This window comes from Polyangium sp. 6x1 (assembly GCF_029946515.1).
In the GTDB taxonomy this organism is placed as follows: domain Bacteria; phylum Myxococcota_A; class Polyangia; order Polyangiales; family Polyangiaceae; genus Polyangium.
This window is the reverse complement of record NZ_JARZHH010000109.1, coordinates 1-24,433: the sequence shown is the minus strand read 5'-3', so window position 1 is coordinate 24,433 and position 24,433 is coordinate 1. Positions and strand designations below refer to the sequence as shown.

General features: G+C 68.6%; 20 protein-coding genes. 11 read left to right on the top strand and 9 right to left on the bottom strand.

Translation table 11 applies throughout. The features are described from left to right. Positions 1 to 540: 540 nt before the first annotated feature. On the bottom strand, positions 541 to 1,278 hold the full coding sequence (locus QHF85_RS46660; protein WP_281334002.1) for a hypothetical protein: 738 nt from the start codon (positions 1,276 to 1,278) through the stop codon (positions 541 to 543). Between the two features lie 107 nt (positions 1,279 to 1,385). On the opposite strand from QHF85_RS46660, the gene QHF85_RS46655 reads away from it, so the two are divergent. The 8 genes from QHF85_RS46655 to QHF85_RS46620 all read left to right on the top strand — a co-directional run bounded on the left by QHF85_RS46655 (position 1,386) and on the right by QHF85_RS46620 (position 12,777). Next, positions 1,386 to 2,513 (top strand): tetratricopeptide repeat protein, encoded by a 1,128-nt coding sequence (locus QHF85_RS46655; RefSeq protein ID WP_281334001.1) that lies wholly within the window; start codon positions 1,386 to 1,388, stop codon positions 2,511 to 2,513. A gap of 99 nt (positions 2,514 to 2,612) precedes the next feature. Then, positions 2,613 to 3,674 carry a hypothetical protein gene (locus QHF85_RS46650; RefSeq protein ID WP_281334000.1) on the top strand — a complete coding sequence of 354 codons (1,062 nt, stop codon included), beginning with the start codon at positions 2,613 to 2,615 and terminating at the stop codon, positions 3,672 to 3,674. Positions 3,675 to 3,746: 72 nt separating this feature from the next. Beyond that, on the top strand, positions 3,747 to 4,742 hold the full coding sequence (locus tag QHF85_RS46645) for a hypothetical protein (RefSeq protein ID WP_281333999.1): 996 nt from the start codon (positions 3,747 to 3,749) through the stop codon (positions 4,740 to 4,742). 39 nt (positions 4,743 to 4,781) lie between these two features. Further along, the gene (locus tag QHF85_RS46640) at positions 4,782 to 6,830 is read left to right on the top strand and encodes a PEP/pyruvate-binding domain-containing protein (protein WP_281333998.1); all 2,049 of its coding nucleotides are present in this window, start codon (positions 4,782 to 4,784) and stop codon (positions 6,828 to 6,830) included. Between the two features lie 119 nt (positions 6,831 to 6,949). After that, positions 6,950 to 8,599: a CotH kinase family protein gene (locus tag QHF85_RS46635; RefSeq protein ID WP_281333997.1), complete on the top strand. Its 1,650-nt coding sequence runs from the start codon at positions 6,950 to 6,952 to the stop codon at positions 8,597 to 8,599. A gap of 43 nt (positions 8,600 to 8,642) precedes the next feature. Continuing rightward, positions 8,643 to 9,326: a DUF4956 domain-containing protein gene (locus tag QHF85_RS46630; protein ID WP_281333996.1), complete on the top strand. Its 684-nt coding sequence runs from the start codon at positions 8,643 to 8,645 to the stop codon at positions 9,324 to 9,326. A gap of 2 nt (positions 9,327 to 9,328) precedes the next feature. After that, complete coding sequence (locus QHF85_RS46625) at positions 9,329 to 11,356, top strand: esterase-like activity of phytase family protein (protein ID WP_281333995.1); 2,028 nt, start codon at positions 9,329 to 9,331, stop codon at positions 11,354 to 11,356. Next, positions 11,344 to 12,777: a TolC family protein gene (locus QHF85_RS46620; protein ID WP_281333994.1), complete on the top strand. Its 1,434-nt coding sequence runs from the start codon at positions 11,344 to 11,346 to the stop codon at positions 12,775 to 12,777. The genes QHF85_RS46625 and QHF85_RS46620 overlap by 13 nt, the downstream gene beginning before the upstream one ends. Position 12,778: 1 nt before the next feature. Here the strand turns inward: QHF85_RS46620 and QHF85_RS46615 are convergent, their stop codons facing one another. The 4 genes from QHF85_RS46615 to QHF85_RS46600 are packed head-to-tail and all read right to left on the bottom strand — an operon-like array spanning position 12,779 to position 16,796. Continuing rightward, positions 12,779 to 13,534: a polyphosphate polymerase domain-containing protein gene (locus QHF85_RS46615; protein ID WP_281333993.1), complete on the bottom strand. Its 756-nt coding sequence runs from the start codon at positions 13,532 to 13,534 to the stop codon at positions 12,779 to 12,781. Between the two features lie 14 nt (positions 13,535 to 13,548). Continuing rightward, entirely contained in the window at positions 13,549 to 14,679 is a 1,131-nt protein-coding gene (locus tag QHF85_RS46610; protein WP_281333992.1) for a CotH kinase family protein, read from the bottom strand. A gap of 35 nt (positions 14,680 to 14,714) precedes the next feature. Further along, positions 14,715 to 16,079, bottom strand: coding sequence for a HAMP domain-containing sensor histidine kinase (locus QHF85_RS46605; protein WP_281333991.1), 1,365 nt, complete (start codon positions 16,077 to 16,079; stop codon positions 14,715 to 14,717). 3 nt (positions 16,080 to 16,082) lie between these two features. Continuing rightward, the gene (locus QHF85_RS46600; protein ID WP_281333990.1) at positions 16,083 to 16,796 is read right to left on the bottom strand and encodes a response regulator transcription factor; all 714 of its coding nucleotides are present in this window, start codon (positions 16,794 to 16,796) and stop codon (positions 16,083 to 16,085) included. Between the two features lie 308 nt (positions 16,797 to 17,104). On the opposite strand from QHF85_RS46600, the gene QHF85_RS46595 reads away from it, so the two are divergent. Continuing rightward, positions 17,105 to 17,995: a PAS domain S-box protein gene (locus QHF85_RS46595; RefSeq protein ID WP_281333989.1), complete on the top strand. Its 891-nt coding sequence runs from the start codon at positions 17,105 to 17,107 to the stop codon at positions 17,993 to 17,995. Positions 17,996 to 18,893: 898 nt separating this feature from the next. Here QHF85_RS46595 and QHF85_RS46590 read toward each other — a convergent pair. The 4 genes from QHF85_RS46590 to QHF85_RS46575 are packed head-to-tail and all read right to left on the bottom strand — an operon-like array spanning position 18,894 to position 22,494. Next, the gene (locus tag QHF85_RS46590; protein WP_281333988.1) at positions 18,894 to 20,468 is read right to left on the bottom strand and encodes a caspase family protein; all 1,575 of its coding nucleotides are present in this window, start codon (positions 20,466 to 20,468) and stop codon (positions 18,894 to 18,896) included. After that, positions 20,465 to 21,217 carry a DUF4384 domain-containing protein gene (locus QHF85_RS46585; RefSeq protein ID WP_281333987.1) on the bottom strand — a complete coding sequence of 251 codons (753 nt, stop codon included), beginning with the start codon at positions 21,215 to 21,217 and terminating at the stop codon, positions 20,465 to 20,467. The genes QHF85_RS46590 and QHF85_RS46585 overlap by 4 nt, the downstream gene beginning before the upstream one ends. After that, on the bottom strand, positions 21,202 to 21,702 hold the full coding sequence (locus QHF85_RS46580; protein ID WP_281333986.1) for an RNA polymerase sigma factor: 501 nt from the start codon (positions 21,700 to 21,702) through the stop codon (positions 21,202 to 21,204). The genes QHF85_RS46585 and QHF85_RS46580 overlap by 16 nt, the downstream gene beginning before the upstream one ends. 9 nt (positions 21,703 to 21,711) lie before the next feature. After that, a complete protein-coding gene (locus tag QHF85_RS46575; RefSeq protein WP_281333985.1) occupies positions 21,712 to 22,494 on the bottom strand; it encodes a hypothetical protein in 783 nt (260 codons plus the stop codon). Between the two features lie 467 nt (positions 22,495 to 22,961). Here QHF85_RS46575 and QHF85_RS46570 point away from each other — a divergent pair, with 467 nt between their 5' ends. Further along, positions 22,962 to 23,513: a hypothetical protein gene (locus tag QHF85_RS46570; protein ID WP_281333984.1), complete on the top strand. Its 552-nt coding sequence runs from the start codon at positions 22,962 to 22,964 to the stop codon at positions 23,511 to 23,513. Between the two features lie 575 nt (positions 23,514 to 24,088). Continuing rightward, positions 24,089 to 24,433, top strand: a 345-nt coding sequence (locus QHF85_RS46565; protein ID WP_281333983.1) for an RNA-binding protein, incomplete at its 3' end; no start/stop codon positions are given.

Here is a 24,433-nt window from a genome sequence, read left to right as displayed (position 1 = left end):
GACTCGTGGTCGATGAACTGCGCAATGCGCAGTTCATCGAACAGCCGATGCAAGACCACAAGCGACCCTGCCAGCCAAGACGGCAGCGCTGCCGTTTCAACCGGCGAGGCGGTACCACCGGCCTGTGGGAAGAACTGCGCATCGCGCAGTTCTTCCCCCTGAGGTCCAGGGCTGGCCCTGGTTCGGGTCGAGGGGCGAACAGCCCCCGCGGGGTCCGGGGCAGCGCCCCGGTCTTCCTGCGCCGACCATCCCGCCCAAGCCCTGTCGACACGGCGCGCGGATGAACGCGACCCTCCCGCCGTCCTGCCGTCAGCGCGACGCGAGGATGGCGATGCCCCCGCCGCCCTGCCGACACGACCCCGCCCAGCAAGCCGATCACCCCGACGCCCTGTCGACAGGCCATCGGGATGATCGTCTTGCCCCCGACGCTCTGCCGACAGGCCATCGGGATGAGCGTCTTGCCCCCGATCCCCTGCCGACAGGTCGCCGACAGCATGCCGACCTCGCCTCCGCTCTGCCGACAGGCCCCGGGGGTGATCGTCAGGGCGTCTCGGGGGCTCCGGGCTCGCCGGCGGAGGCCTTCTTTCCCGCCAGTGCGTCTGCGCGCATCTGGTTCAGCTGATCGAAGAGCGCGAACACCTGCGCGTCCAGGTCCCTCGGCAGGGCCGGGTTCGCGGCCACCTCGTCCCCCAGCGCGCCCCGGAATCGACCCAGCACCGCCAGCGTCGCCGTCCGGATCCGGCCGGCGTCCCGACGTGCGTCCGTGTCCGCGTCGGCCCGCTGGCTGAGCAGCGCGCCGATCTGCTCGGCGGCCGCCGCGTACCCCTCGGCCCAGTCGAGGAGCGTCTGCCCCTCCGCGATGGGAATGAGCTGCAAGTCGGCCTTCAGCGCCTCGATCTGCTTGCGGTGCTGGAAGGCCGCGTGTGCCTCCTCGACGTAGCTCGCCCGCAGGTCGTCGAGCTCCGGAATGAACGCCGCCCGCACCCGCTCGATCGCGGCCCGCACATGCGCCGGGGCCTTGGGCCAGCGCCCGTACGCCTCCGTCATGTGCCAGATGGCCGCGCCGAAGCCGTCGTGCACGTCGTCGGCCTCCGCGATCGCTTCGGCGAGCGGCTTGCCCCCCGTCAGGGCGCCCGGCAGCGCGTCGATCTGCTGCTTCTTCGCGAGGAGAATGGGCTCGTACGTCTTGCCCGCGCCGGACAGGAGCAGCGCCGCATGACGTTCCCCGAATAGATCCGCGAACGCGACCTTGAGGGCCGCGAGGGAGAGATATCTCATGAAAGCGGACGGTACAGGTAATGATGCGGACGCCGCAAGCCCGAGCGACGGCCCCGGGGGCGTCGAAAAGAGCAGAGCGGAGGCGCGAACGTGTAAAGTGCTGCCCCATGACGAGCCAAGGCGGACAGCCCAGTGCACCGGCGCGCGCGCGCCTCGACGAGGCCGCGCGCGAGATCGCGGCGAAGAGGCCGCGCGAGGCCTTTGCCCTCGCCGAACAGGCGATCGAGGTGGATCGAGCCTGCGCGGCCACCCTCGGCGAGGCGGGGCGGCGGATGCTCGACGCGGCTCTCGGCTTCGACGACGCGTCGTTCGGGCCTGCCGTCGCGCGGACCGAGCGGGTGCTGCTCGACGCGCTCACGCTCGACTGGACCTTTCCGATGGCGCGCGACGGGCTTCAAAAGGTCGCCGCGGTCCTCTGCGCGGTGAGGCGAAACCACCGCCCCGAGGTCGCCGAGCTCCTCGCCGCGGGCAACCAGCATTTCATGGCGCTCAGGTTCAGCGAGGCCGAGCGGTTCTTCGCGTACGCGACGAAGGTCGATCCCACCGACGCGACCGCGCACAAGTACCTCGGCAACGCCATTTACAACCAGAAGCGCCTCCCCGAGGCCGTGTCCTACTTCCGCCGCGCGACCGAGCTCGATCCGCTCGATCCGCAAGCCTTCAAGTTCCTCGCGGACGCATGCCTCGACGCGAAGGACATCCCGTCCATGTGGCGCGCGATCTACGGCGCGATCGCGGCGAATCCGCGGTACTGGTCGGCGTGGCTGATGCTGGATCGGCTGCTCGCCGGCGGCGGCGTCGCCATGCGCCGCTTTCGCCTGCGCCCGGCGGCCACGCCGGATTTCCGGACGAAGACCATCACGGTCGACCCGTCGGCCACGCCGGCCACGGCCGCGGCGTGGATGGCCTATGCGGCCACGTGGGCCGAGAAGGGTACGTCGGACATGTCGCGTTATGCCTGCGAGCTCGAGGCGATCACGCGAATGACCCAGGTCATCACCGAGCTTCTCCAGAACGACGAAGCCACCACGCGGAGCACGATCGACCCCGATCTCTTGCTCTTGCCCGAGCTCGCGAAGCGCGGCGATCTCCGGCCGCTCTGCTTCGTGCTTCGTTATCACGAGTCGTTCCGGCCCGAGCTCGAGGCGTGGAAGCAGGAATGGGCGCGGGCGACGGGGGATCCGATCGAGGCGGTGCAGAACTTTCTCGTGCGCACGCGCATGCGTCCGTTGTGAGGCGGACTCGAGCTCTGGCGCAGGTCGCCGGGACGAAGCGTTAACAATCGCTAACGCAAACACAACAACACGTTCACCGGATCGGCGCACTGTCGTCACATGACGACGCTTGTGCTTGGCTTGCCACGAGATCCGCGGAAGAAACCTCGAACGAAGCACGCCGCTGCGGCCCTCGCCGGGCTCTTGTGTTTGCCCCTCCTCGCCTGCTCGACCTCGGACGGGAGCACCTCGGGAGGCGGCGGCCAGGGCGGCGAGGGCGGAGGTCCGCCGGATGTCGAGCCCGGCGATTCCTCCATCCTCGTCGGCTCCTTCCAGGTGCGCCTCGTCGCGCCGGTGGCCGCGACCGAGAATACGCCGGCGACGCCGGGGAGCACGGCGGTGCTCGGAAAGGTCTACGACGGGCCCACGCTCTCGCAGATCATCTGGGAGGAGGCCGCCAAGGAGGGCGCCTGCAAGCTCTCCACGCCTCGTGTCCCTTTTTGTAATACCCCTTGTGGAGGCAGCGCCGCCTGCGTGGAGGACGATACCTGCAAGGATTACCCGCTCGCGCACAGCGCCGGGACGATCACGGTGAAGGGCCTGCACACGGAAGCCGGCGAGAATGGCTTCAGCATGGATCCCGTGGTGAACGCCTATCAGCCGCCTGCAAACGTAAAACTCCCCTACCCTGCGTTCGCGGAGGGAGACGTCATCACGTTCCAGGCGAGCGGCGATTATTTCAGCGCCTTCGCGCTCGAAGCCACCGGCATTGCTCCGCTCGCGCTCGCCGGCGACAAGCTCACGCTCGAATCGGGCAAACCCGTCTCGCTCGCGTGGACGCCGCCCACGAAGGCTGGCAGCTCTCGCGTGTACGTAAAACTCGACATCAGCCATCATGGCGGCACGAAGGGGATGATCGAGTGCGACGCAGAGGACACCGGTTCGCTCGAGATCTCCGCTGCGCTCCTGACAAAACTCCTCGACCTCGGCGTCGCCGGGTACCCCTCGATCGTCGTCGCTCGAAAATCGACGGGCTCGACGACCATCAAGGAAGGCCGCATCGACCTCGTCCTCACGTCGTCGATTGAAGAGGCCGTGCAGATCCCCGGGCTCACGTCGTGCACGAGCGACGTGGATTGCCCGAGTGGTCAGATTTGCCAGGCCGATCTCACATGCAAATGAATTTCCTCCGGATGCCGCGCATCCGAGGAATGAGCTGGAACGAATCCAGCGAGCTCTAGAAAGGAGCTTGTCATGAACGCACACCGATTTGCGCTGCCCCTCTTGGGCGGCGTGGCGCTCTCGTTTGTCGTGGGTTGTGGCAGCAGTAGTGGTGATCTCGGCCTCGGGAACGGCGGCTCCAGCAGCAGCGCGTCCTCCGCGTCGGGCGGCAGCGGCGGCGCGGGCGGCGCGGCTGGCACCGGCGGATCGAGCGGCGACGGCGGCTCCGGCAATGGCGGAGGCAATGGCGGCAGCGGCGGCGACGCGGGCGCCGGCGGCGGCGGCACCACGGAGAAATTCAGCTTCTTCGTGACGAGCCTGCGCGCCTTGCAGGAGCTCTCGGGCAATCCCGAGGGGTTCGGCGGCGATCTCCGCTTCGGCGAGACGGGCCCGGGCTCCGGGCTCCGCGGCGCCGACAAGATCTGCGCGACGATCGCCGAAAAGAGCATGCCGGGCGCGGGGCAAAAGCCGTGGCGCGCGTTCTTGAGCGCCGCCGCGGGCGAGGACGGGCAGCAGGTCGACGCGAAGGATCGCATCGGCGAGGGCCCCTGGTACGACCGGCTCGGACGACTGCTCGCGGCGAACAAGACCGATCTCCTGAAGGAGCGCCCCGCGGGCGCCGACGCGGCGATCATCAATGATTTCCCGAACGAGGACGGCGTCCCGAACCACCAGCCCGATCCGAACCAGGGCGAGGTCGACAACCACGACATGCTCACCGGGACGAACGCGCAGGGCACGCTCTACGCCGCGACCGCGACGTGCAAGGACTGGACGAGCAACCTCGGCGACCTGGCGAGCGAAGGCAAGCCGCGCGTCGGGCATTCGTGGCCGCGGTTCGGCGGGGGCGGCGGCCCGGGGCCGGGCGGCGGGGATGGGAGCATGGCGAACTGGATGTCGTCGCTCACCGAGTCCGGCTGCGCGCCGGGCGTGAACCTCATCGAAATGGGCGGGCCGCTGCCGGGCTCGGTCACCGTGGGCTCTGGCGGGGGATACGGCGGCTTCTATTGCTTCTCGCTGGTCCCCTGACGCTCGCGCCTCGACTTCGGCTTTCTTCAGGAGGAAAACATGTCCTTGCACAAACGCGCCGTCCCGGCGCTGGGTCTCGTTTTGTCCATCGCCGCGCTGCCTGTGGCGTGCAGCGACACCGCGGCGCCGGCCGGCCCCGTCTTCGAATGCCAGCTCCCGAGCGGCAGCGAATCTCCGGAGTTCTTGCAGGTGGTCGGCTGCGACGGGGATTTCCAGGCGCTCGCCTCGGAGCCCCTCCGCGCCGATCTACCGGGCGCGCGCTCGGTCAAGGTCGTCCTCGACCAGGCCGACGAAAACGCGCTCTACTTCCAGAACAGCGTCACCTACAAGATCCACTACGAATTCGCCTCGACGCACCTCTCGGGCAATGGCCTCCCGCTCGTGCCCGAGCTGTCGAGCTTCAACGCGACCGAGTATTACACGCCCGACCGCCGCTTCTTGCTCGGCGCCGTCACGTACTACGAAGGCCCGAAGGTCTGGGCGCTCGAGATCGCCCCGTACGACACCGCGTCGGCGGCCATGATCACGACGCTCTACAAGACGGTCGCGAAATCGGCCTACTTCGGGGGAAACCTCTTTTTCCACCCGACGTCGGACGCGGTGACCGTGGAGGCGGACAAACTCGGGGCCGACGTCCCGGTGAAGACCACGGACGAGCTCTACGCGGCCATCGATTATCAGCCGCTCTCGCTCGGCACCTCGATCGGGCGCTTGCGCTTCCTGAAGGCCGCGGATCTCGAGGACGAGTACGTCTCCCACGAGGACATCGTGGTGCTCGACGAGGCGCCGAACGACATCTCCGTCGTCCAGGGCCTCGTCACGGAAGAATTCCAGACACCGCTCTCGCACGTCAATGTGCTCTCGCAGAACCGCGGCACGCCGAACATGGGGCTCCGTCATGCCATGACGAACCCCACGTTGCGGGCCCTCGAGGGCAAATTGGTCGAGCTCACGGTGGGCGCCTCCACGTGGGGCGTCCGCGAGGTGACGCTGGAGGAGGCCGAGGCGTACTGGGACGCGCACAAACCCGAGCCGGTCGTGCTCCCGACGCTCGATCTTTCGGTCACGGGCCTGTGGGACCTCGAGGACGTGACGCCCGAGCCGGCCGCCGGCGGGTCGCTGCGGGACGCGATCAAGAAATCGGTGCTCGCGTTCGGCGGAAAGGCGGCGCATTACTCGATCCTCGCGAGGACCGACAACGTCCCGATCCAGAAGGCGTTCGCGATCCCGGTCTATTACTACGACCAGTTCATGAAGCAAAACGGGTTCTACGACCAGATCGACGCGCTGCTCGCGGATCCCACGTTCCAGGCGGACGCCGCCGTCCGGGATCAGAAGCTCGAGGCTCTGCGCGACGCGATGGAGGCGGCGCCTGTCGACGACGCGTTCCAGACGCTCCTGAAGGACAAGATCGCGGCCGACTACGGGACGCACAAGATGCGCTTCCGCACGAGCACGAACAGCGAGGATCTCGAAGGGTTCCCCTGCGCGGGCTGCTACGAGTCACACACCGGCGATCCGACCGACTGGCCGGACGTGCTCGACGCCATCCGCGAGACCTACGCGAGCGCCTGGCTCTTCCGCACGTTCGAGGAGCGCACCTATTACGGCATCGATCACAAATCGATCGGGATGGCCCTGCTCGTGCACCACAACTTCCCGGACGAGGAGGCGAACGGCGTGGCCGTCACGGCGAATCCGTTCGACGAGGCGGGGGTCGATCCCGCGTTTTACGTGAACGTCCAGTATGGGGGCGATGTGGAGGTCGTGGCCCCGCCGCCCGGCGTGACGAGCGACCAGTTCCTCTACTACTTCACGCAGCCGAACCAGCCGATCACGTACCTCACGCATTCGAGCTTGCTCGCGGAGGGCGAGCGCGTCCTCACGACGGCGCAGATCCATCAGCTCGGCGTGGCCCTCGACGCCATTCACGCGCGCTTCTCCCCCGCGTATGGGCCGGCCGCGGGGAACAAGGGCTGGTACGCGATGGACATCGAATTCAAGTTCGACGACGAGGCCGCCCCGGGGGAGACGCCCACGCTCTACATCAAGCAAGCGCGCCCCTACCCCGGCCGCGGGAGCGAGTGAGCGCGGACGTTCCCCACGCCGCGAGATTCGACCGCTTAACAATCGCACACGATCCTGTAACACCTGCGCCGCAGTCCCGACATACAGTCGACTCGAACCTTGGACTTGGGGAGTGACTGATGAAAATGCGGTTCCTGCATTGTGTTCTGCCGTTCGCGGCGTTGACGGCCATGGCGATTCAGGGCTGTGGCTCCGATCCCAGCGCTGAGACGGGCGCGGGCGCGGGCGGCAGCGGCGCGGGCGGCAGCGGCGGCGAAGGCGGCGGCGGTAACGGCGGCGAGGGCGGCGAAGGCGGCGGCACGGTCAAGGAGGAACCCGATTATGCGGCTGCATTTCCGCAAGATCGGGTTCCTCGCATCGACATCACCGTCACGCCCGAGAACTGGGAGGCGATGGTCGCCGACATGACCGACATGCTCGGCACGTTCGGCGAAGGCATGGGCGGGCCGGGCGGGCCGGGCGGGCCGGGCGGAGGCGGACCGCCGCCGGAGCTCGCCGAGGCTTGCAATGGCCTCGCGGCCGGCGACGCCTGCACGGTCACGCTGAATGGCGTCGAGACCCAGGGGACGTGCACGGACGCCATGGGCACCCTGCTCTGCTTCCCGGCAGGTGGCCCCGGCGGCCCCGGCGGCCCCGGCGGACCGGGCGGCGAAGGTGGCGTCGACCTGCTCCCGCGCACGCCCATCTACGTCGAATGCGACGTCAAGACCGAGGATCGGAGCTGGCAGCACGTCGGGCTCCGCTTCAAGGGCAATTCGAGCCTGGCGATGTCCTGGCAGCAGGGCGTGTGGAAGCTGCCGCTGCGCTTCAACTGGGACAAGTACGAGGACACCTATCCGGAGACGAAGAACCAGCGGTTCTACGGATTCGATTCGCTGGGCTTCTCGAACTCCGCGAACGATCCCTCGCTCCTGCGCGACAAGATCGGCACCGAGGTCTTCGTGAACGCGGGGATCCCGGCGCCCGCGACGGCGTTTTATCGCGTGTACATCGATCACGGCGAGGGCCCGACGTACTTCGGGCTTTATACCGGGATCGAGCTGCCCTCGGACGAGTCGTTCATGGACACCCATTTCGGCGGCCACAAGGGCAACCTCTACAAGCCCGACGGCGAGGGCGCGCGCTGGCAGACGTGGAACGCCGAGACCCTCGGGAAAGAAAACAACGAGGACGAGGCCGATTTCTCGGACGCGCAAGCGCTCTTCGACGCGCTGCACGCCGACAAGACCGACGCGGCCGCGTGGCGCGTCGGCCTCGAAGCTCGCCTCGACGTCGATGGGTTCCTCCATTGGCTCGCGCTGAACGCGGTGATCGAGGACTGGGACCAGTACGGCCGCATGCCGCACAACTATTACATGTACGCGGATCCGGCGAAGAACGCGCAATTCACGTGGATCCCGTGGGACCACAGCTTCGCGTTCCCTGCCGACGCCGGCGGAGGGTTCGGCGGGCAGGCCATGTCGCTCGCGATGTCCGAGATCACCGAGCAATGGCCGCTCATCCGGTACCTGCTCGACGACCCCGTGTACCTCGAGAAATACCGCGGCTACGTCGCGCTCGCGGTCGAGAAGGACTACGAGGCCGCGAGCATGGAGGCGCGATTCAAGGCCGCCCACGACCTCATCGCGCCGTACGTCGTCGGCGCGGAGGGCGAGCAGCCGGGATACACGTTCCTCGCGTCGCCCGCCGCGTTCGACGAGGGCCTCACCGCCGTGATCGGCCACGCGCAGGGGCGACCCGCGGACGTGGCCGCTTACCTCGGACCGTGATCGAACAGGACGCTCGCCCACGATTGCCACGAGGGACGATTGCATGATGGAATGGCTCGAACCGCTGACCCAGGGAGATGCATTCGAATGGCGCAAGGCGCTCGTCTCCCTCCTGCTCGCCTTCGGCCTGGGTCAGGCCATCGCGGTCGTGTACATGGCGACCTTCCGCGGCCTCTCGTACTCGCGGTCCACGGTGCATGGAATGGCCATGGGCAGCGTGATCACGTGCATGCTGATGCTCGCCGTGGGCAGCAGCGTCGCCGCGGGGATCGGCATGGCGGGCGGGCTCTCGGCGGTCCGGTTCCGCACGTCGCTGCGGGATCCGCGTGACATCATCTTCATCTTCGCGGCCCTCGGCGTGGGGATGGCGAGCGGCGCCCAGGCGCACGGCGCGGCGATCCTCGGCACGATGATCTTCGCGGTCGGCTTCGTGCTGCTTCATTTCACAGGGTATGGAGCGCGCCACCAGCCCGACGGCCTCCTCCGCTTCGCCGCGCCCGCCGGGCCGGAGGCGGAGGAGGCCATCATGAAGATCTTGCGATCCCATTGCCGCTCCTTCGCGCTCGTCACGCTGCGCGAGGCGGCGCAGGGGACGATCATGGAGCACGCGTACCAGATCAGCGTCCGCACGCCGGATCTGCGCTCATCGCTCGTTTCTAGCTTGAAGGCCATTCCGGGGGTACAGGACGTCGCCTTGCTGCTGCAGGAGCCGACGCTGGATCTGTAGCCATGAAATCGAAGCCCATCTATCGATTGCAAGCGGCCCTCCAGCGATTCGCGCCCGGGCTCTGCCTCGTGGGTACCCTCGGCGCCGCAGCGGGGCTCCATTGCGGGAGCGACCGCGGCGGGCACGTCGTCGGGTTCGCCGAGGCAACACCCGAGGCCATCGCGCCGACCGAGATCACCAAGGTCGCCGCCATTCACGTGCGTGTCGGCGACGAGGTTACACCGGGGCAGATCGTCGCGGAGCTCGACACCTCCGCGATCGACGCCGAGATCGCCGTCGCGGAGGCCGAGAAGACCCGGCTCGAAGCGGACGTGCGCGCCGCGGAGTCCGAGATCTTGCAAAAGCTCGATTCCGACCTCGCGTCCCTCGAGCGCGAAGCGGCGAAGCAACGGGAGGAGCACCTCCAGGTGTCCGCCGAGGCGAAGGTGCTCGACGGCGAAATGGCCCGGGTGAAGCAGCTCGTGGAGGACCGGCAGGTCGTCTTCGAGGAGCTCGCCAAGGTCGATCTGCAACGCGCCGCGGCCGCGGCGCTCGCCGCGGAGAAGCCGCGGACGTTGAAGCTGCTCGCGAAGCAAATCCAGACGGCCGAGACGCGGCGCAAAGCGGCGAAGCAGGAAGGCTCCGCGACCGCGGAGAAGCTCGCCGCGGACGTGCGTTTCGCCGAGCGGAACATCGAGCTCTTGAAGCAAAGGCGCGCCGGGTACGTGCTCCGCGCGACGCGGCCCGGGCGCGTGGCGACGATCACGAAGCAGCCCGGCGAGGTCGCCGTGGCCGGAGATCCCGTGATCACCGTCGTCCGCGGGGGCGCGCGTGTGGTCACGTGCGTGCCGGAGCGCGTGTCCCTGGGCGTCCGCGAGGGCGACGCGGCGAGGCTCTGGATCCGCGGCCGGAGCGGCGCGCCGCTCCGAGGAAAAACTGTCGCGCTCGGCGCGCTCGTCACGGAGCTGCCCGCGCGTTGCTGGGTCGCGCCGAAGGTCCCGATGTGGGGGCGCGAAATCACCGTCGAGCTCGAAGAGCACGTGGACGTGCTGGCCGGACAAGCGTTCGATGTCGTATTCGAGCCGGCCGCCGCGCCGCCTTCGATCCCCGCCGCGGCGGCGCCTCCCGCCCCGCCGTCGAACAACCTCGCGGCGAGCCCGCTCCCGATGAAGGTGCCGCCGGCGCTCGCGAAGCGCACGCGATTCGAGCCGTCCGGGCTCCTCGCGCGCGGGGCCGAAGGGCGGTATCTCGTCGTCAGCGACGATACGGGCCGCGAGGGCGACGAGGGCACGCCGTGGCTGTTTGCGATGTCCAAGGACGGCGCGATCGACCCGGAGCCCGTGCGCGTGGAAGGCGTGGACGAGCTCTCGGACGTCGAGGGAATCGCGGCCGGCGATTCCGGCGAAATCTATCTTCTCTCGTCGCAGAGCTACAGCAAGCGGGGGAAACGCAAGCCCGCGCGGACGGCGCTCCTGCGCCTGCAAAAGGACGGACAGGGGTTTCGCGTCGACGGGGCCATTCACCTCGCCGAGCTGCTCGATGCGAATCCTTCCGAGGCGGCGACGCTCGGCCTGCCGAATGGAACCCGAGCGCTCGACATCGAGGGCCTCGCGTTTCGAGGGGGCGCGCTTTACTTCGGCCTGAAGGCGCCCCTCGATCCGCAAGGGAATGCGATGATCTGGCGGATCGCCTCCCCGGCGGCGCTCTTCGCGTCGCAGCCCCTCGCGAAGGCCGGCGCCTCGCTCTGGGCGCGCGTCCGCGTCGACGTGGATCTTGCGGGCAAACCCACGCCCGGTGGCATTTCCGATCTCCTGTTCTTGCCCGATGGAACCCTCGCCCTTTCGGCGACGCCCTCGACGGCGGACGGCGACGCAGGCGCGCTCTTTCGCGTCGAGGCGCCGGAGGCCGGAGCGCTCACGCCGATCCTCGTGCGCAAATGGGCGCTCAAGCCCGAAGGAATCGCGCCGTCGCTCTCCGCCGGCAAGCTCATGGTCGTCTTCGACGCAGGGAACGAGACCCCTTCCTTCGAGGAGGTGCCGTGGGCGCGGTAAAACGCTACGCAGCCCTGCTCCCCGCGGCGCTGCTCCCGGTGCTGGCAGGATGCACCGCTCCGCTGCAAGCGTCGGGCTCCGAGCGCGCGATTGCCATGTATCGCGAGAGCCTCGGGCCCCGGGGGGCGCTCTCGTTCCGCCACGACGAGTCCACGCGACGAGAATCGGAGGGGCGCACGTCGAGCGCTCCCGACGCGACGCCACGCGTGCTCACCGTGGACGACGCGATCGCCCTGGCCAAGAAAAACAGCGCGCGGCTCTCGGCGCTCGAAGCCGGCGCGTCCACGGCCGAAGCGGGCGTCGCCGCGGCGGATCGATACAAGAACCCGGAGCTTCGTATCTCGCAGATCCAGCTCGATCAATTCGTCGCGGGCGAGCCGCAGATCCGCGCCGCGGTCCGTTTTTCGCCGGACCGCCCGGGCGAGGTCGATGCGGACGTCGCGGAGGCGCGCGCGGCGCACGCGGAGGCGCAGGCCGAGGCGCGCGCGGAGGCGATCGCAATCGAGGCCGATGTCCGCTGGCTCTTCGACGACGTCGCCTTGATCGACGCCGAGATCGCGGCGGCCCGCGCGGTCGCCGAGGCGCGAAGAAACCTCGCGGCGCAAATGAAGACCCGCCTCGCCGCGGCAGAGGCGACGTCGATCGACGAGGCCATGGCCGAGCTCGCGGCCGTCGAGGCCGAATCGGATCTGAGCGAGCAAGAGGCGCGTCGGCGTGAGGTGCTCGGCGAATTGCTCGATCGGGTCGGGCTCGAACCCGGCGCGTCCGTGGAGGTCGTCGGCGAGCCGCCGCTCGCGTGGCCTCCGCCGGCCCTCCCTTCGGAGCGGGTCCTCGTCGAAGAGGCGCTCCGGCAGAGGCCCGAGGTCGCCATTGCGGCCGCGCGGATCGACGCGGCCGACGCCCGCGCGTACGCCGAGCGCGCCCGGCGTTTTCCGTGGTTCTCGTTCGTCGAGCTCGGGTACCAATTCACGCCGGGCACACCGGCCACGCCGGGCACGACGACGGGCCTCGCCTGGACGTTCCAGGCCGGCGTGGAGCTGCCGATCTTCGACACGAATCGCGCGGGCGCCGCCGCCGCGGGCGCGGCGAAGACCTCCTCCCAGCGCGCCCTCGCCGGCGAGGTCGAAACGGTCGCCCGCGAGGTGCGCGCCCGCCTGCGCGAGGTCGAGGCCGCGAGCGCCCTCGTCACCGCATTCCGGTCCCGCGCGTTCTCCGCATCCGCGCAGGCCGGCGCCGCGTCGAAACGAGCGCTCGAAGGCCGCAACGTCGACGTGATCGAGGCGCTCTCGGTCGACGCGCAGCGCGTCAAGGTCGAGCTCCGCCTCCTCGGCCTCGTGCGTCGTTATCGCACCGCCGTCTCCGAGCTCCGGCGCGCCGTCGGCGGCCGCCTCCCGACGGCCGCCCCCCGCGCCGCGAAGTGAATCAGCTGGGAATCCGCTCCTCCGGGAGCGAAAGCTCCGCGGTCACTCCATAACAATACTTCGAGAACGAATACCGGATCAGGTCGAGCCGCTGCACGAGCGCGACCATCCACCGCGGGGGGCGCCGCTCGAATTTGAGCTCGAGGACGCAGACCGGCTCCTCGGTCCGCGTCTGCGCCCGGTGATCGATCACCCGCCATTGCCCCGGGGCGGCTTCGAGATCGACCGACGCCTGCGGCTGCACCGCGATCTTGCGGTCGAACGTGAGCCGCGCGTAGGAGTCGATCTCGCTGATGTAGGCCTCGCGCTCGTATTCGACGAGCAGCACCGGGTGGATGTGATGCCGGTGATACGGCGCGAGGAACCGCATCGCGCCCGAGCGCGTGCCGGGGGAGAGCGCGGCGAGCGCGGACTCCTTGCCGGCGAGGACATCCCGCCACGCGGCCGCGGGGATGGCGGCGCGCGTCTTGACGATGACGTCGAGCACGCGCCGCTTGACCTCCAGAAAGACCGGGCTCTCCTTGCTCGCGGGATAACTGCGCGCCCGGAGCTTGAATCGGTCGGCCTGCTCCCGCTCGTTCGCCCAGAAGAGGTCGTAGCGGTCCGTATCGAAATAAAGCGAGCGAATGCGATACGTCCCGTCGGGCCCGGCGTACTTGTCGATCTTCGACGTCGCGAGCGCGGTGGCGCGGACGGCCGGGACGAGTCGCTCCGGCACCAGATATTTGTATTCGTAACGCTCGATGATGTTGTCCACGGCGCGCCTCGCGTTCAGGGCGTGGGGGTGATCTCGTCGCTGCGCACGGTCACGATGTTGCGGAGATCGGGGACGTTTTCGTCGAAATCGGCGAGATCCTTGCTCGTCTGCTCGCCCGCGCCCGCCGTGTGCAGCACCGAGGCCGCCTGGTTGATGACGGCCTGCATGGACGTCTCGTCCCACGCGGTCCGCGCGAGCGCTTCGAGCTCGGTATGGAACGCGATGTCGAGCGCCGGGAGCGCGCGGATCCGCAGCGGCAGCTTGGTCACGGGCGTCGTCTCGAGGTCGAACGACGGATCCTCGAGGATCCGATCCATCCCGTGGGGCATGAACACGAAGAGCCCGGTGCCGGGGTCATGGTAAATGTAATGGTTGTTCGCCCGGAACGCGAAGCCGTCCCAGTGGCCGAGCAGCGCTTCGAGGGCGTAGCTCTTCATGAACCGGTCGAGATCGAGGTGCTGCTCGAGCGCCGCAATGAGCTCCGCGTCCGGCGTCTCCTGGATGATCTCGGCGAGCGCGCGGAGATCGTCCCGGGTCCTGCCGTCCTTTTTTTCGTCCTCGAGCTCCATGTGCTCGATGTCGGTCGCGAAATCGCCGCAGCACGGGCCCTCGTACAGGTTGCCGTCGGCGAAGGCCTCGCCGAAGTGGCGTCGGAGAAAATCCTGATCGATGGCCTCGACGACCACGTAGATCCCCTTGTCGACGCCGTTCAGCGTGAGCTGCGCGTGCACGACGCGCGCGGCGGGAATGCCGGCGCGCTGGTGCACATCCGAGCCGAGCCGCGCGCGCAGGAACGTGGGATCCTGCGTCGAGCTGTTCAGCAGGATCTTGTTCAGCCCGTACAGCTTGGCCTGGTCGTCGAACGCGTCGAACTTGACGGAGAAGCTCGGTTTGTCGTCGAGATCCACGAGCGTATTGCCCTTTTGACGGATGCCGGACCCCGCGACGAGCTCGCCGTCGTAGGTGATGTCGCAAGGCACGCGCTCGTCGAGATCACTCGCCAGCGTGTCGAGGTACGCCGAAGCGACGGTGATCTCGACCTTGTGGAGCTTGGCCGGATCGAAGACCGCCTCCACGGGATCCTCGGCGGTGCACCCCGTGAAGGCCGATAGAAAGAGGAGGATCGACGAGAGGCGGTATCGCATGCCCGCGAGGATACGAGGCTCCTGTTAACGCAGTGTTAAGCCGCCGGAAGATTCGCAATCGGGAGCCGCACGCGCGCGCGGGTGCCCTCGTTCGGCGCGCTCACGAGCTCGATCTCGCCGCCGTGCGCGTCGACGATCCGCTTCGCGAGCGGCAGCCCCAAGCCGAGGCCCCCGGTCGCGCGGGTGCGGCTCTTGTCGACCCGGAAGAACGGCCGAAATACGCGCGGCAGGTCCTCCGCCGCGATCCCGACGCCCTTGTCGACGACCTCGACCGTGATCTCCTTGCCCACGCGCGCGACGAGCTCCACCGCCTCCGTCGGCTTCTCCGTGTACTTGTGGGCATTCTCGAGCAGGTTGTCGAAGACACGCCGCAGGAGCACGGGATCGGCGTGCACCGAGGGCAATTCCGCCGGCACGTCGACCACGAGCGCCCGCTGCGGGTGCGCCGCGCGAAACCGCGACGCCGCGTGCGTGAGCAGATCGTGCATGTCCACGCGCTCCCGGCGGAGCGGCGGAATGCCCGCGTGCGAGGCCGCGTCCTCGAAATCGAGCCGCGCGGCCGTGAGCACGTCGGAAATGAGCCGTTCGAGCTCGTCGAGGTCCCCGCCAATCTCGCCGAGCATCTCCCGCGCGACCGCCACGTCGCCCTCCGCCTCGGCGACGAGCGCCAGGGCCATTCGAATGCGCGAGAGCGGCGTGCGCAGCTCGTGCGAGACGTTCGCAAGCAGCTCCCGTTCGGCCCGCAAGAGCTCGGTCACGCGCTCGGCCATTTCATCGAACGCGCGCGACACCTCGCCGAGCTCGTCGCGGTTCGGCAAGGCGGCGCGGGCCTTCAGCTCCCCGCCGCCGAACGCGCGCGCGGCAGTCGAGAGCCGGCGCAGCGGCCGCGTGAGCGTGCGCGCGAGCAGCCACGACGAGATCCCCACGACCACGAGGACCAGCCCGACCAGGCGAGGCCCGGTGATCGGCGGCCCCGGCGGCCCTCGAAACGGAGCAATCTGCTCGATACGCCCGTCGCGGCCGTCGGGAAAACGCACGGGTTTGACGTGACAAGGTGGATGCTGCTCGTCCGGGGGCTTGCCCGGCCTGAACGGCATACACCGGGGCGCCCCGGGGGGCGCGTTCGTCGCGAAGACGGCGCCGTCCGGATCGAGGACGGTGACCGTGGCGCGCATCTCGGTCTGCGCGAGCTCGAGCACGCTCTGGACCTCGCGCCTGTCCTCGATCTCGCGCGCAATCACCTCGTGAAGGAAACGAACCTGATGCTCGTGGGGGAACCCCTTCGGCCGATTCATCTCGAGGAGCGCAAGGAAGCCGGCCGCGACCACGGCGAACTGCGCGAGCCCGACGAGGTAAATCCGGAGGGCCAGGCGCGTGCGCAGGAGGTCACGGAAGGCCATGGCTCACATCCGATCGACCGCGAACACGTAGCCGATGCCGCGCACGGTCTTGATGATCCGAGGGTTCTTCGGGTCGTCGCCGAGCTTCTTTCGGAGGTGCGAGACGTGGACGTCGATCGAACGATCGAAGGCCTCGTCCGCGCTGCCCCGCACGAGATCCACGAGCTGCTCGCGCGTGAGCACGCGCCCGGCCCGCTCGGCGAGGGCATGCAAGAGGTCGAACTCGTAGGTGGTGAGCACGAGATCCGCCCCGCCGAAGACGGCCCTGCGCGCGCAGGGGTCGATCGTGAGGGAACCGGCGACGATCTGGCGCTCGGCCGGAGGACCCGCGAGGCCCCGGGCGCGGCGCGCGTGCGCCCGGATGCGCGCGAGCAGCTCGCGCGCGGAAAACGGTTTGGGAAGGTAGTCGTCCGCGCCGCCTTCGAGGCCCATGACGCGATCGGCCTCTTCTCCGCGCGCAGTGACCATGATGATCGGGGTATGGACGCGAGCGCGGAGGCGCTGGCAAACCTCGAAGCCGTCGATCTCGGGCAACATGAGGTCGAGCAAGACGACGTCGGGGTGCTCGCGCAAGACGGCAGCGATGCCATCGCGAGGATCGCTCGCCAGCGTGACGCGGACGTTGTGGGACTCCAGGTATCTCGCCGTGAGTCGCGCGAGCTTCTCGTCGTCCTCGATGAACACGATCGAGGTCGAGGTCCTCTCCACGGGCATCATCGGCGCAGCCTACCACCGGCGCATCGGGCGGAGTGCGTCGCTAACAGTTGCTTAACATGGGCGCGGGCGAGCGAGCGGACGAGAGCGTGGGGAGGGCCGCCCACCCACGTGCCAATGCATTGAAATCATTGGCACCACCGGCGGGCCTCGGCCCCGCGAGCTTCGGTCCAGGAAAACAAGTCCTCGGCTTCGGCCCCTCTCGCCAACCCTTGAGAGAAGCAACCAACGAGCAGCATTTCAGGCGCTCAGACCTTGTGCAGCGCCTCACTCTCGATCTATGCTGAGCCAGTTCACCAGGGGGGGTGTGCATGTATCGGCATGCGATCACGGTCTCGGAGGCCGACAACCATCTTTTGTTCGACCCAACGCGCGCCGCGCTGGAGCAGCGCATTGCCGAGCTGGAAGGCAAGCTCCAGGCTGCCGAGCATGGGCATCGCCTCGAAGCGGAGCGCTTCCGGCTGACCGTCGACGGCGCCCCCATCGGGATGGCCCTCGTCGGGCTCGATGGCTCCTTCATCCGCGCCAATCACGCACTCGGCGAGCTGCTCGGCTTCACGCCCAACGACCTCGTCAAGGTGCGCTTCCAGGACATCACACATCCACAAGACCTGCAGAGCGACCTCGATCTCGTCGGCCGCGTGCTCCGAGGCGAGATCGCCCGGTACGAGCTGCAAAAGCGATACGTGCGCAGGGACGGCGCAGTCATTCACGCCGAGCTGCACGTCTCCATGGTGCGCGACGGGCGCGGCGAGCCGCTCCATTTCATCTCGCAGATCCTCGACATCACCGAGAAGCTGCGCACCGAGGAGGCATTACGCGCAAGGCTGGCCGAGCTCTCCACGCCCCTCATTCCCATCCGCGACGACGTGATGGTCATGCCACTCATCGGCGCAATCGATACCGAACGCGCAGAGCGAGTCCTCACAACCCTGCTCGCAGGCGCAAGCAAGACCGGCGCCCGCGTCGCAATCGTCGACATCACCGGCGTGGTCGCAGTCAACGAGCAGGTAGCCAGCGCCCTCCTGCGCGCCGCGCAAGCCGTACGCCTGCTCGGCACGCGCATGATCCTGAGCGGCATCGGCCCCGAGGTAGCGCGCACGCTGATCTCCATCGGCGCCGACCTGTCCGGCATCGTCACCTGCTCGAACCTGCAAACAGCCGTGGCGCACGCCGTGAAGCTCACGCGCGACAGCAGCTAGCCGCCAGTTGGCGCCGCCGCGCCGGGGCTCTGCCCCGGGCCCCGCGGGGGCTGTTCGCCCCTCGACCCGAACCAGGGCCAGCCCTGGACCTCTGGGCATCGACTGCGCTTCGCGCAGTCGATGCGGGGAAAGATTTTCAAGCTGTCCGCCCCCCTCTTTGCGGGGCCAGCCCTGGACCTCTGGGCATCGACTGCGCTTCGCGCAGTCGATGCGGGGAAAGATTTTCAAGCTGTCCGCCCCCTCTTTGCAGGGCCAGCCCTGGACCTCAGGGGGAAGAACTGCGCGATGCGCAGTTCTTCCCACAGGCCGGTGGCAAGACCAGGAACAACGTTGCCCGTCGAAGCCGTACCCCACCTGAGCGCGTCTCCAAGTCGCGTGCGCGCGTCTCCAGGGTCGCGTGCGCGCGTCTCCAGGGTCGCGTGCGCGCGTCTCCAAGTCGCGTGCGCGCGCCTTCCCCTCGTGCCCACGCGTCTCCAAGTCGCGTGCACGCGCCTTCAAGACACGCCCGAACGAGCTCCACGTCATGCACGCGCGTCTCGACCTCACGCGCGCGCGCCTTGCCGCCTCCCACGCGCGCCTTTGCTCCCCGCCCACGCGTCATTTTCCTGCGCTCACACGCCTCGGAGACGTGCCCACACGCCTCGGAGACGTGCCCACACGCCTCGCGCCCATCGACGTCAACCTCCCACGGACCCGTGATCAGACCTGGGACGAGCTTACCGCTCGATCGAAGCCGCCTCGGTTGGCAGCCTCCCTCACCGATCTTGCCTCGGCTTGTTCGATGAACTGCGCATCGCGCAGTTCATCGACCCTCGGTCCAGCGCGGGCGCTGGTCCGGGTCCCGGGGCGGACAGCCCCGGGTGGGGCCTGGGGCAAAGCCCCAGCGAAACGGCTTCTCTCAGAAACGCTTGCCTGCGCCGCCGAGCAGCCGCATCGCGAACGCGGCGGCGATATCGCTCCTCCTTGGATCCGCGGCGTTCTCTTGGCGGAAGAAGTACGTCTCCGCCGCCGCTTCGCCGAGGAGATAGAAGCCTGCGGGCAGATCGAATGTGGCGGCGAGGCCTGCGCCCACGTGGCCGGCGAGGCTCGCGCGGGCGGGCGCCACGCCGCGGGTGACGAAGGATTCGTACAGGAGCGCCGCCCCTGCGGAGATGCCGAGGTCGAGGCTCACGATGGGGAAATCCCAGGCGTGCGCGAGGCGCACCGAGAGGTCGAGCTCGTCGGTGTTGGCGGAGAGGACGTCGTTGGTGAAGCTGCCCCGGCAGGCGCCGAGCCGCGGCGTGACGCTGAGGTGCTCGGTTTCGATGGCGTAGCCGGCGAAGATGCCGTGGCAAGACGATGCGCCTTTCCAGAAGGGCGTGCGCAGGCGGTAGCCGGCCTGCGGGCCGTGCACGGCGCCCGCGCGCGCCTGGCCCTTGCGCACGAGCCGCGCGTAGGCGACCTGGGTCAGCGCGTCGTCCCGCAGCGTGATCGCTTGGCCGGCGTTCAGCGTGATCGAGCCCTCGAGGAGGTAGTCCTTGTCGCGGCCGCGTACGAAATAGGTCCCGGGCTTGAGGCTGATCTTCCGCGCGACGTCACGCGCGGAGACCTCGGCGACCACGGGGCCGGCGTTGCTTCCTCCGAAGAGCAGGTACGATCGACCTGCGGGCAGCTCCAGCGTCGCGCGGCCGGAGGCTCCGGCTGGGAGCGAGGTGAGCAGCACCTTGCCTTGCCCGCGCAGCTCGTAGCGGAAGGTGGGGTGCTGCGTGCCCGCGAGCGTGCGGCTCGAGGCGCGCAGGGTGTTGTCGTAGGCGTGGTCGTAGGCCTCTTCCAGCTCGACGAAGCCGTCGCCATTGTCGTCCGCGGCGCCCATCAGGCCGGAGACGAAGTAATGCGTGAAGAACGAGCCTTTGAGGGCATCGGATTCCTGCGCGTCCTCGTTGGCCGAGCTTGCTGTGAGAAACACGACGCCCTCGCCTGCGAGGCGGCCGTCGATGCGGATGTCGACGGGCGCAGCGGGGCTCCCTCCCTTCACGCGCGTGAGCGCGCCGGAGCGGCAGGCGTCGAGGACGAGGACGCGGAAGCTCGCGGCCGAGCCGCGCACGAGCTGCTCGAGCTGTGCGAGATCGAGCGTGGTCTTGCCGAGGTGCAGCGCCGTCGCGTCGGCGTGCCCCGAGTAATAGACGACGGCGATGATCTGGACGTCCGGGGCCGCTGCCTGGCGGATCCGATCGTTCATTGCGATCAACGTGGCGCGGACGGTGTCGGCGCCTTCGCCCCGGAGCAGCACCATGTTTGCCGGGGGGAAGCCGCCGAGGTCCTTGAGCACCTCGTGAACCCTGGCCGCGTCGGACTCGGCGTAGCGCAGCTCGACGTCGCCCGGAGCGCCCGCGTTGTTGCCGATGAGCACCGCGAAGCGCTCGATCCGCGCCCAAGCGAAGGTGGGATCGAGCAGGATCGCGAGAAAAACACCGAGGATCCAGAGTGCCTTCATGGGGCTGACCGCTTGACGAAGGAGACACGATCGACCTCGCAGCCGGCGGGGATCGGCGGGCTGTCCGGCGCGGCCTCGAAGGCGACGCGCAAGGGCTCGAGCTCGATCGGATCGTCGCAGAAGAGGGCGTACGTCGTCTCCGGGCCGAGGACGGCGTCGAGCACCGTGCTCTGGTCGAGCGGCACGTCGCTTCCACGCAGGATGCGCACGGCCCGCGGCGCGGAGGGGTAATAGACGCTGGCCTTGCGCGCGCCGTCGACGCTGATCAGGGCGAAATAGGCGTCGTCACGCTGCATCGTGTACGTGAACTGGAGGGTATCGCCGGGAGAAACGATCTCGCCGGCCGCGCCGGGCGTCACCGCGGCGCCGTGCTTCACGTAGAAGCCAACGCGGGGGTGGCCCTTGATCCGCGTTCCGGGCTCGTCCGGATCGCCAGCCGGGAGCCGCGCCCGGAACCAGAACGCGAATGCAGCGGCCGCAGCGAGCACCACGGCCACCCGCGGGGCCCAGCGGGCGAGACGCCGCGCCTCGGCCGACGGGCGCGCGGCCGGCAGCAGAGGCGGATCGGCAAGGAAGGAGGCGCGTCCTGCCTCGATCGCAGCGAGGCGCGCCGCGCAGCGAGCGCAGCCTTCGAGGTGCGCGCGCGCCTCGCGCCCCGCCGCGGCATCGAGCTCGCCCGCGACGAGGCGGTCGAGGCGCAGATCGGAGAGACAGCTCTCCGGTCGCGATCGCGTCAGGACAGGTCGCATGCTTCACCCTCCTCGTGGGACGCGGCCCACGTCTTCAGCCGATCGAGCAAATGGCCGACATGCCGGCGCGAGCAGCCCATGACGGAGGCGATCTCCTCGTGAGTCATGTCGTCGAGGTAGTAGTAGACGGCGGCCGTCGCGAGGTCCTCGGGCAGCTTGGCGAGCAAGTCGCGCACGAGCGCGCTGGCCTCCGCCGAGGGCGGCACAGCCTCGGCGCCGGCGGGCGCAACGCGCTCGTTCAGGATCCGCGAGCGCGTCTTCCCATCACGCAGCTTGTTCAGGCAGAGGTTCGTCGTGGCGCTGTAGAGCCACGTCGTGAGCGAGCTCGTCCCCTGGAACTGCTCGGGGCGCTCGAGGAGCGAGGCAAAGACCTCCTGCAACGCCTCGCGCGCGTCAGCCTCGTTGCCAAGGAGGCGCGCGGCGCGGCGAAGCACCGAATGCCCGTGCGCCCGATAAACGTGCTCGATGCTCTGCCGTCCCAGCATGCCGCCCGCTCAGAACCAGTCGATGCCCTGCGTCGGCTCGCCGAGGCGCACCTCGATGGAGGTGCCAAACCCGCCCGGCGCCTCGCGGAACGTATCCTTCCCGCTGCCGCAGTCCGGCTCCGGATGCTGCACATCGCACGCCTCGATGCACGCGTCGTAGTCGTCGGAAGACATCTGCGAGCACTGGTCATAGCAACCGTTGAGGGCGTCGCTGTGCGTCTGGTAGCACGTCTGGATCGCCGCCTTCTCCTCGGGAGTCTTTCGAACGACCTCCATCAGGTGGTACCCGGGCGACGGCCGGCCCCCGAGGAGGCTCTCCCAGATGCTGCCCGGCGCGAGCTCATGGTCGACGTACACGAGGACGTGGCCCTCGCTCATGCCGAGCATGTTGGCCTCGACTTGCTCGAACCCCGTGATCGCCCCTTCACTCGTGCCCGGCTCGACCGCGAGGATGAGCGCCAGCCCGACCTTGTCCTCCCCCGTCTCCTCCGCGGTGATGAGCGCAGCATCAGGCGGAGGCGCGAAGATCGGCAGCGTGAAGCTCGCAGGAAACTGGCCGCTCACGGCCGCGTTGGTCCCGAAGAGGCCATCCGGATTTTGCTGGGGAAGCGCCCAGATCAAGGCCACCTCGGCCGCCGAGGCCGCACTCCCGTCATTGACGACGGACCCCTGCACGGTGGCGAGAGGCTCACCCTGGTAGGTCGGGTCGACCTGCGAGTCGCACCCAGCGACGCTGAGAGACGCAAAGGCAAACGTGACGAACGTGAGAAGGGAAAGTCGATGCAAGTTCATCGGCGGCGCTCCATCGTTGAGGTTGCCGTGTCGCCTCTTTGGGAACGCGAGCCCCAAGCGATGGCACGCCCACCGAAAAAAATCTCGCCCGGGGGTCGCCGCCGCGCCGGGGCGCTGCCCCGCACCCCGCGGGGGCTGTTCGCCCCTCGACCCGAACCAGGGCCAGCCCTGGACCTCAGGGGGAAGAACTGCGCGATGCGCAGTTCTTCCCACAGGCCGGTGGGATCCCCTTGCCGGTTGAACCAGCAGCGCTGCTGTCTGGGTTGGCAGGGTCGCTCGTGGTCTTGAATCGGCCGTTCGATGAACTGCGCATCGCGCAGTTCATCGACCCCGAGTCCAGCGCTTGCGCTGGTCCGGGTCCAGGGGCGGACAGCCCCGGTGGGGTCTGGGGCAACGCCCCAGCGAAACGGTTCCGAGATGCCGTGAGGTTGGATCTTCCGGCACGGGTGGGTAGGATCGCCGCGCCCATGAACTACGAGCCGTATCAGCCTCCGGCCCAGCCGCCGCCTGCGCCGCCTCCGCGCAAGGGCTGGCCTTTGCCCCTCATCCTTCTCGCTGGGGTCCTCTTTGCGTCCTGCGGCGGAACGGTGGGCTTTGTGATGTACGTCGGCACCGTCGGTCCGGACACGAAGGTCTACGCCTCGAACGAGATCCCGCGGCGTTTCCTCGACCAGGTGCGGAGCCACGGATTGCTCGAGCCCGACGAGACGATCAAATTTTTCTATTCTGACGCGCTCACCGACATCGACGATGGGTTTTACTTCGTCTCCGATCGCAAGGTCGTCGTCTATATCGAGGAGGCGGGCGACAAGCCTGCGACGATCGTCCCCTTCGCCAAGATCGCCGACGCCGAGCTGCACCGGGAAGACTCGTTCCTCACCGACAGCATCATCACCCTGACCCTCGACGACGGCACCACCGTCGGCTTCCCCGTCTCGAATGAGCTCGGACGGAACGAGAAGTTTTTCGACGCGATCAAGAAGTCGATGCCGCCGAAGCCCGAGGGCGAAGAGCCCTGACGGCGCGAGGACGAGCTCGAGGAAGAAGAGAGTGGGGACATGGTTCGGGGCGGCGGCAAATGCCTTGAGCGGGGGCAAGCCCTGCCCCGCCGTCGCTCGCGCGTGATGCGGGCTCGAAATACGGCTTCATGCGCGTGGAATGGGATCGATCGGTCGCATTTTCGTGCAAGCGACGTGGGTTCTGCAGGGGCGCGGGCCCGGCTGCATTGGGGGTGTTGTGAAGTTCTCGACACGCAGCCCGCGCTCTTCCGTCTCGCCCGCCTGCTCGGGCGAACGCACGCCGTTCCGGATGATCTTGGGCGACGAGCATCTTTCACCTTGCCAAAGGTCGGCCGACGAGGTAAGTCATTCGCCGACACGCAAACGTTTCTGGCTCGCTCTCGGCACGTCGCTCCTCTTCCAGAATGCGGCTCGCTCGGAAGACTGGATGACGCAAACGTGCGCCGCGGCGAGCGACGTTCCCACGTTGGGTGCTTCGCGCGTCTCAGCACACCCCGTTCGCATTTGATGCGGCTTCTTCGAACGGTCGGTGTGAAGGCGTCCCCTGGACGCTTTGAGAAGCCACAGAAAACACCATGGGAAATCGTCTCTACGTCGGAAATCTCTCGTACAGCACCACGCAGGCCTCGCTCGAGAGCGCCTTTGCCGCGGCCGGCACGGTTCGTGAGGTCGCGATGCCGATCGATCGCGAGACCGGGCAACCCCGCGGCTTCGCCTTCGTCACGATGGGGAACGCGCACGAGGCCCTCAACGCGATCTCTCAGCTCAACGGGCTCATGCTCGACGGGCGCGCGCTCAAGGTCAACGAGGCGCAAGAGCGTCCCCCGCGCACGGGCGGCGGCGGCGGCGGTGGCGGCTACGGCGGCGGCGGCGGCGGCGGCTACGGCGGCGGCGGCGGTGGTCGCGGCGGTCGCGGCGGC

Bases quoted from the DNA above. Each gene is read 5' to 3' on its own strand.
- QHF85_RS46660 (WP_281334002.1), bottom strand. From the start codon at position 1,278: ATGAGATATCTCTCCCTCGCGGCCCTCAAGGTCGCGTTCGCGGATCTA.
- QHF85_RS46655 (WP_281334001.1), top strand. From the start codon at position 1,386: ATGACGAGCCAAGGCGGACAGCCCAGTGCACCGGCGCGCGCGCGCCTC.
- QHF85_RS46650 (WP_281334000.1), top strand. From the start codon at position 2,613: ATGACGACGCTTGTGCTTGGCTTGCCACGAGATCCGCGGAAGAAACCT.
- QHF85_RS46645 (WP_281333999.1), top strand. From the start codon at position 3,747: ATGAACGCACACCGATTTGCGCTGCCCCTCTTGGGCGGCGTGGCGCTC.
- QHF85_RS46640 (WP_281333998.1), top strand. From the start codon at position 4,782: ATGTCCTTGCACAAACGCGCCGTCCCGGCGCTGGGTCTCGTTTTGTCC.
- QHF85_RS46635 (WP_281333997.1), top strand. From the start codon at position 6,950: ATGAAAATGCGGTTCCTGCATTGTGTTCTGCCGTTCGCGGCGTTGACG.
- QHF85_RS46630 (WP_281333996.1), top strand. From the start codon at position 8,643: ATGATGGAATGGCTCGAACCGCTGACCCAGGGAGATGCATTCGAATGG.
- QHF85_RS46625 (WP_281333995.1), top strand. From the start codon at position 9,329: ATGAAATCGAAGCCCATCTATCGATTGCAAGCGGCCCTCCAGCGATTC.
- QHF85_RS46610 (WP_281333992.1), bottom strand. From the start codon at position 14,679: ATGCGATACCGCCTCTCGTCGATCCTCCTCTTTCTATCGGCCTTCACG.
- QHF85_RS46605 (WP_281333991.1), bottom strand. From the start codon at position 16,079: ATGGCCTTCCGTGACCTCCTGCGCACGCGCCTGGCCCTCCGGATTTAC.
- QHF85_RS46600 (WP_281333990.1), bottom strand. From the start codon at position 16,796: ATGATGCCCGTGGAGAGGACCTCGACCTCGATCGTGTTCATCGAGGAC.
- QHF85_RS46595 (WP_281333989.1), top strand. From the start codon at position 17,105: ATGTATCGGCATGCGATCACGGTCTCGGAGGCCGACAACCATCTTTTG.
- QHF85_RS46590 (WP_281333988.1), bottom strand. From the start codon at position 20,468: ATGAAGGCACTCTGGATCCTCGGTGTTTTTCTCGCGATCCTGCTCGAT.
- QHF85_RS46585 (WP_281333987.1), bottom strand. From the start codon at position 21,217: ATGCGACCTGTCCTGACGCGATCGCGACCGGAGAGCTGTCTCTCCGAT.
- QHF85_RS46580 (WP_281333986.1), bottom strand. From the start codon at position 21,702: ATGCTGGGACGGCAGAGCATCGAGCACGTTTATCGGGCGCACGGGCAT.
- QHF85_RS46575 (WP_281333985.1), bottom strand. From the start codon at position 22,494: ATGAACTTGCATCGACTTTCCCTTCTCACGTTCGTCACGTTTGCCTTT.
- QHF85_RS46570 (WP_281333984.1), top strand. From the start codon at position 22,962: ATGAACTACGAGCCGTATCAGCCTCCGGCCCAGCCGCCGCCTGCGCCG.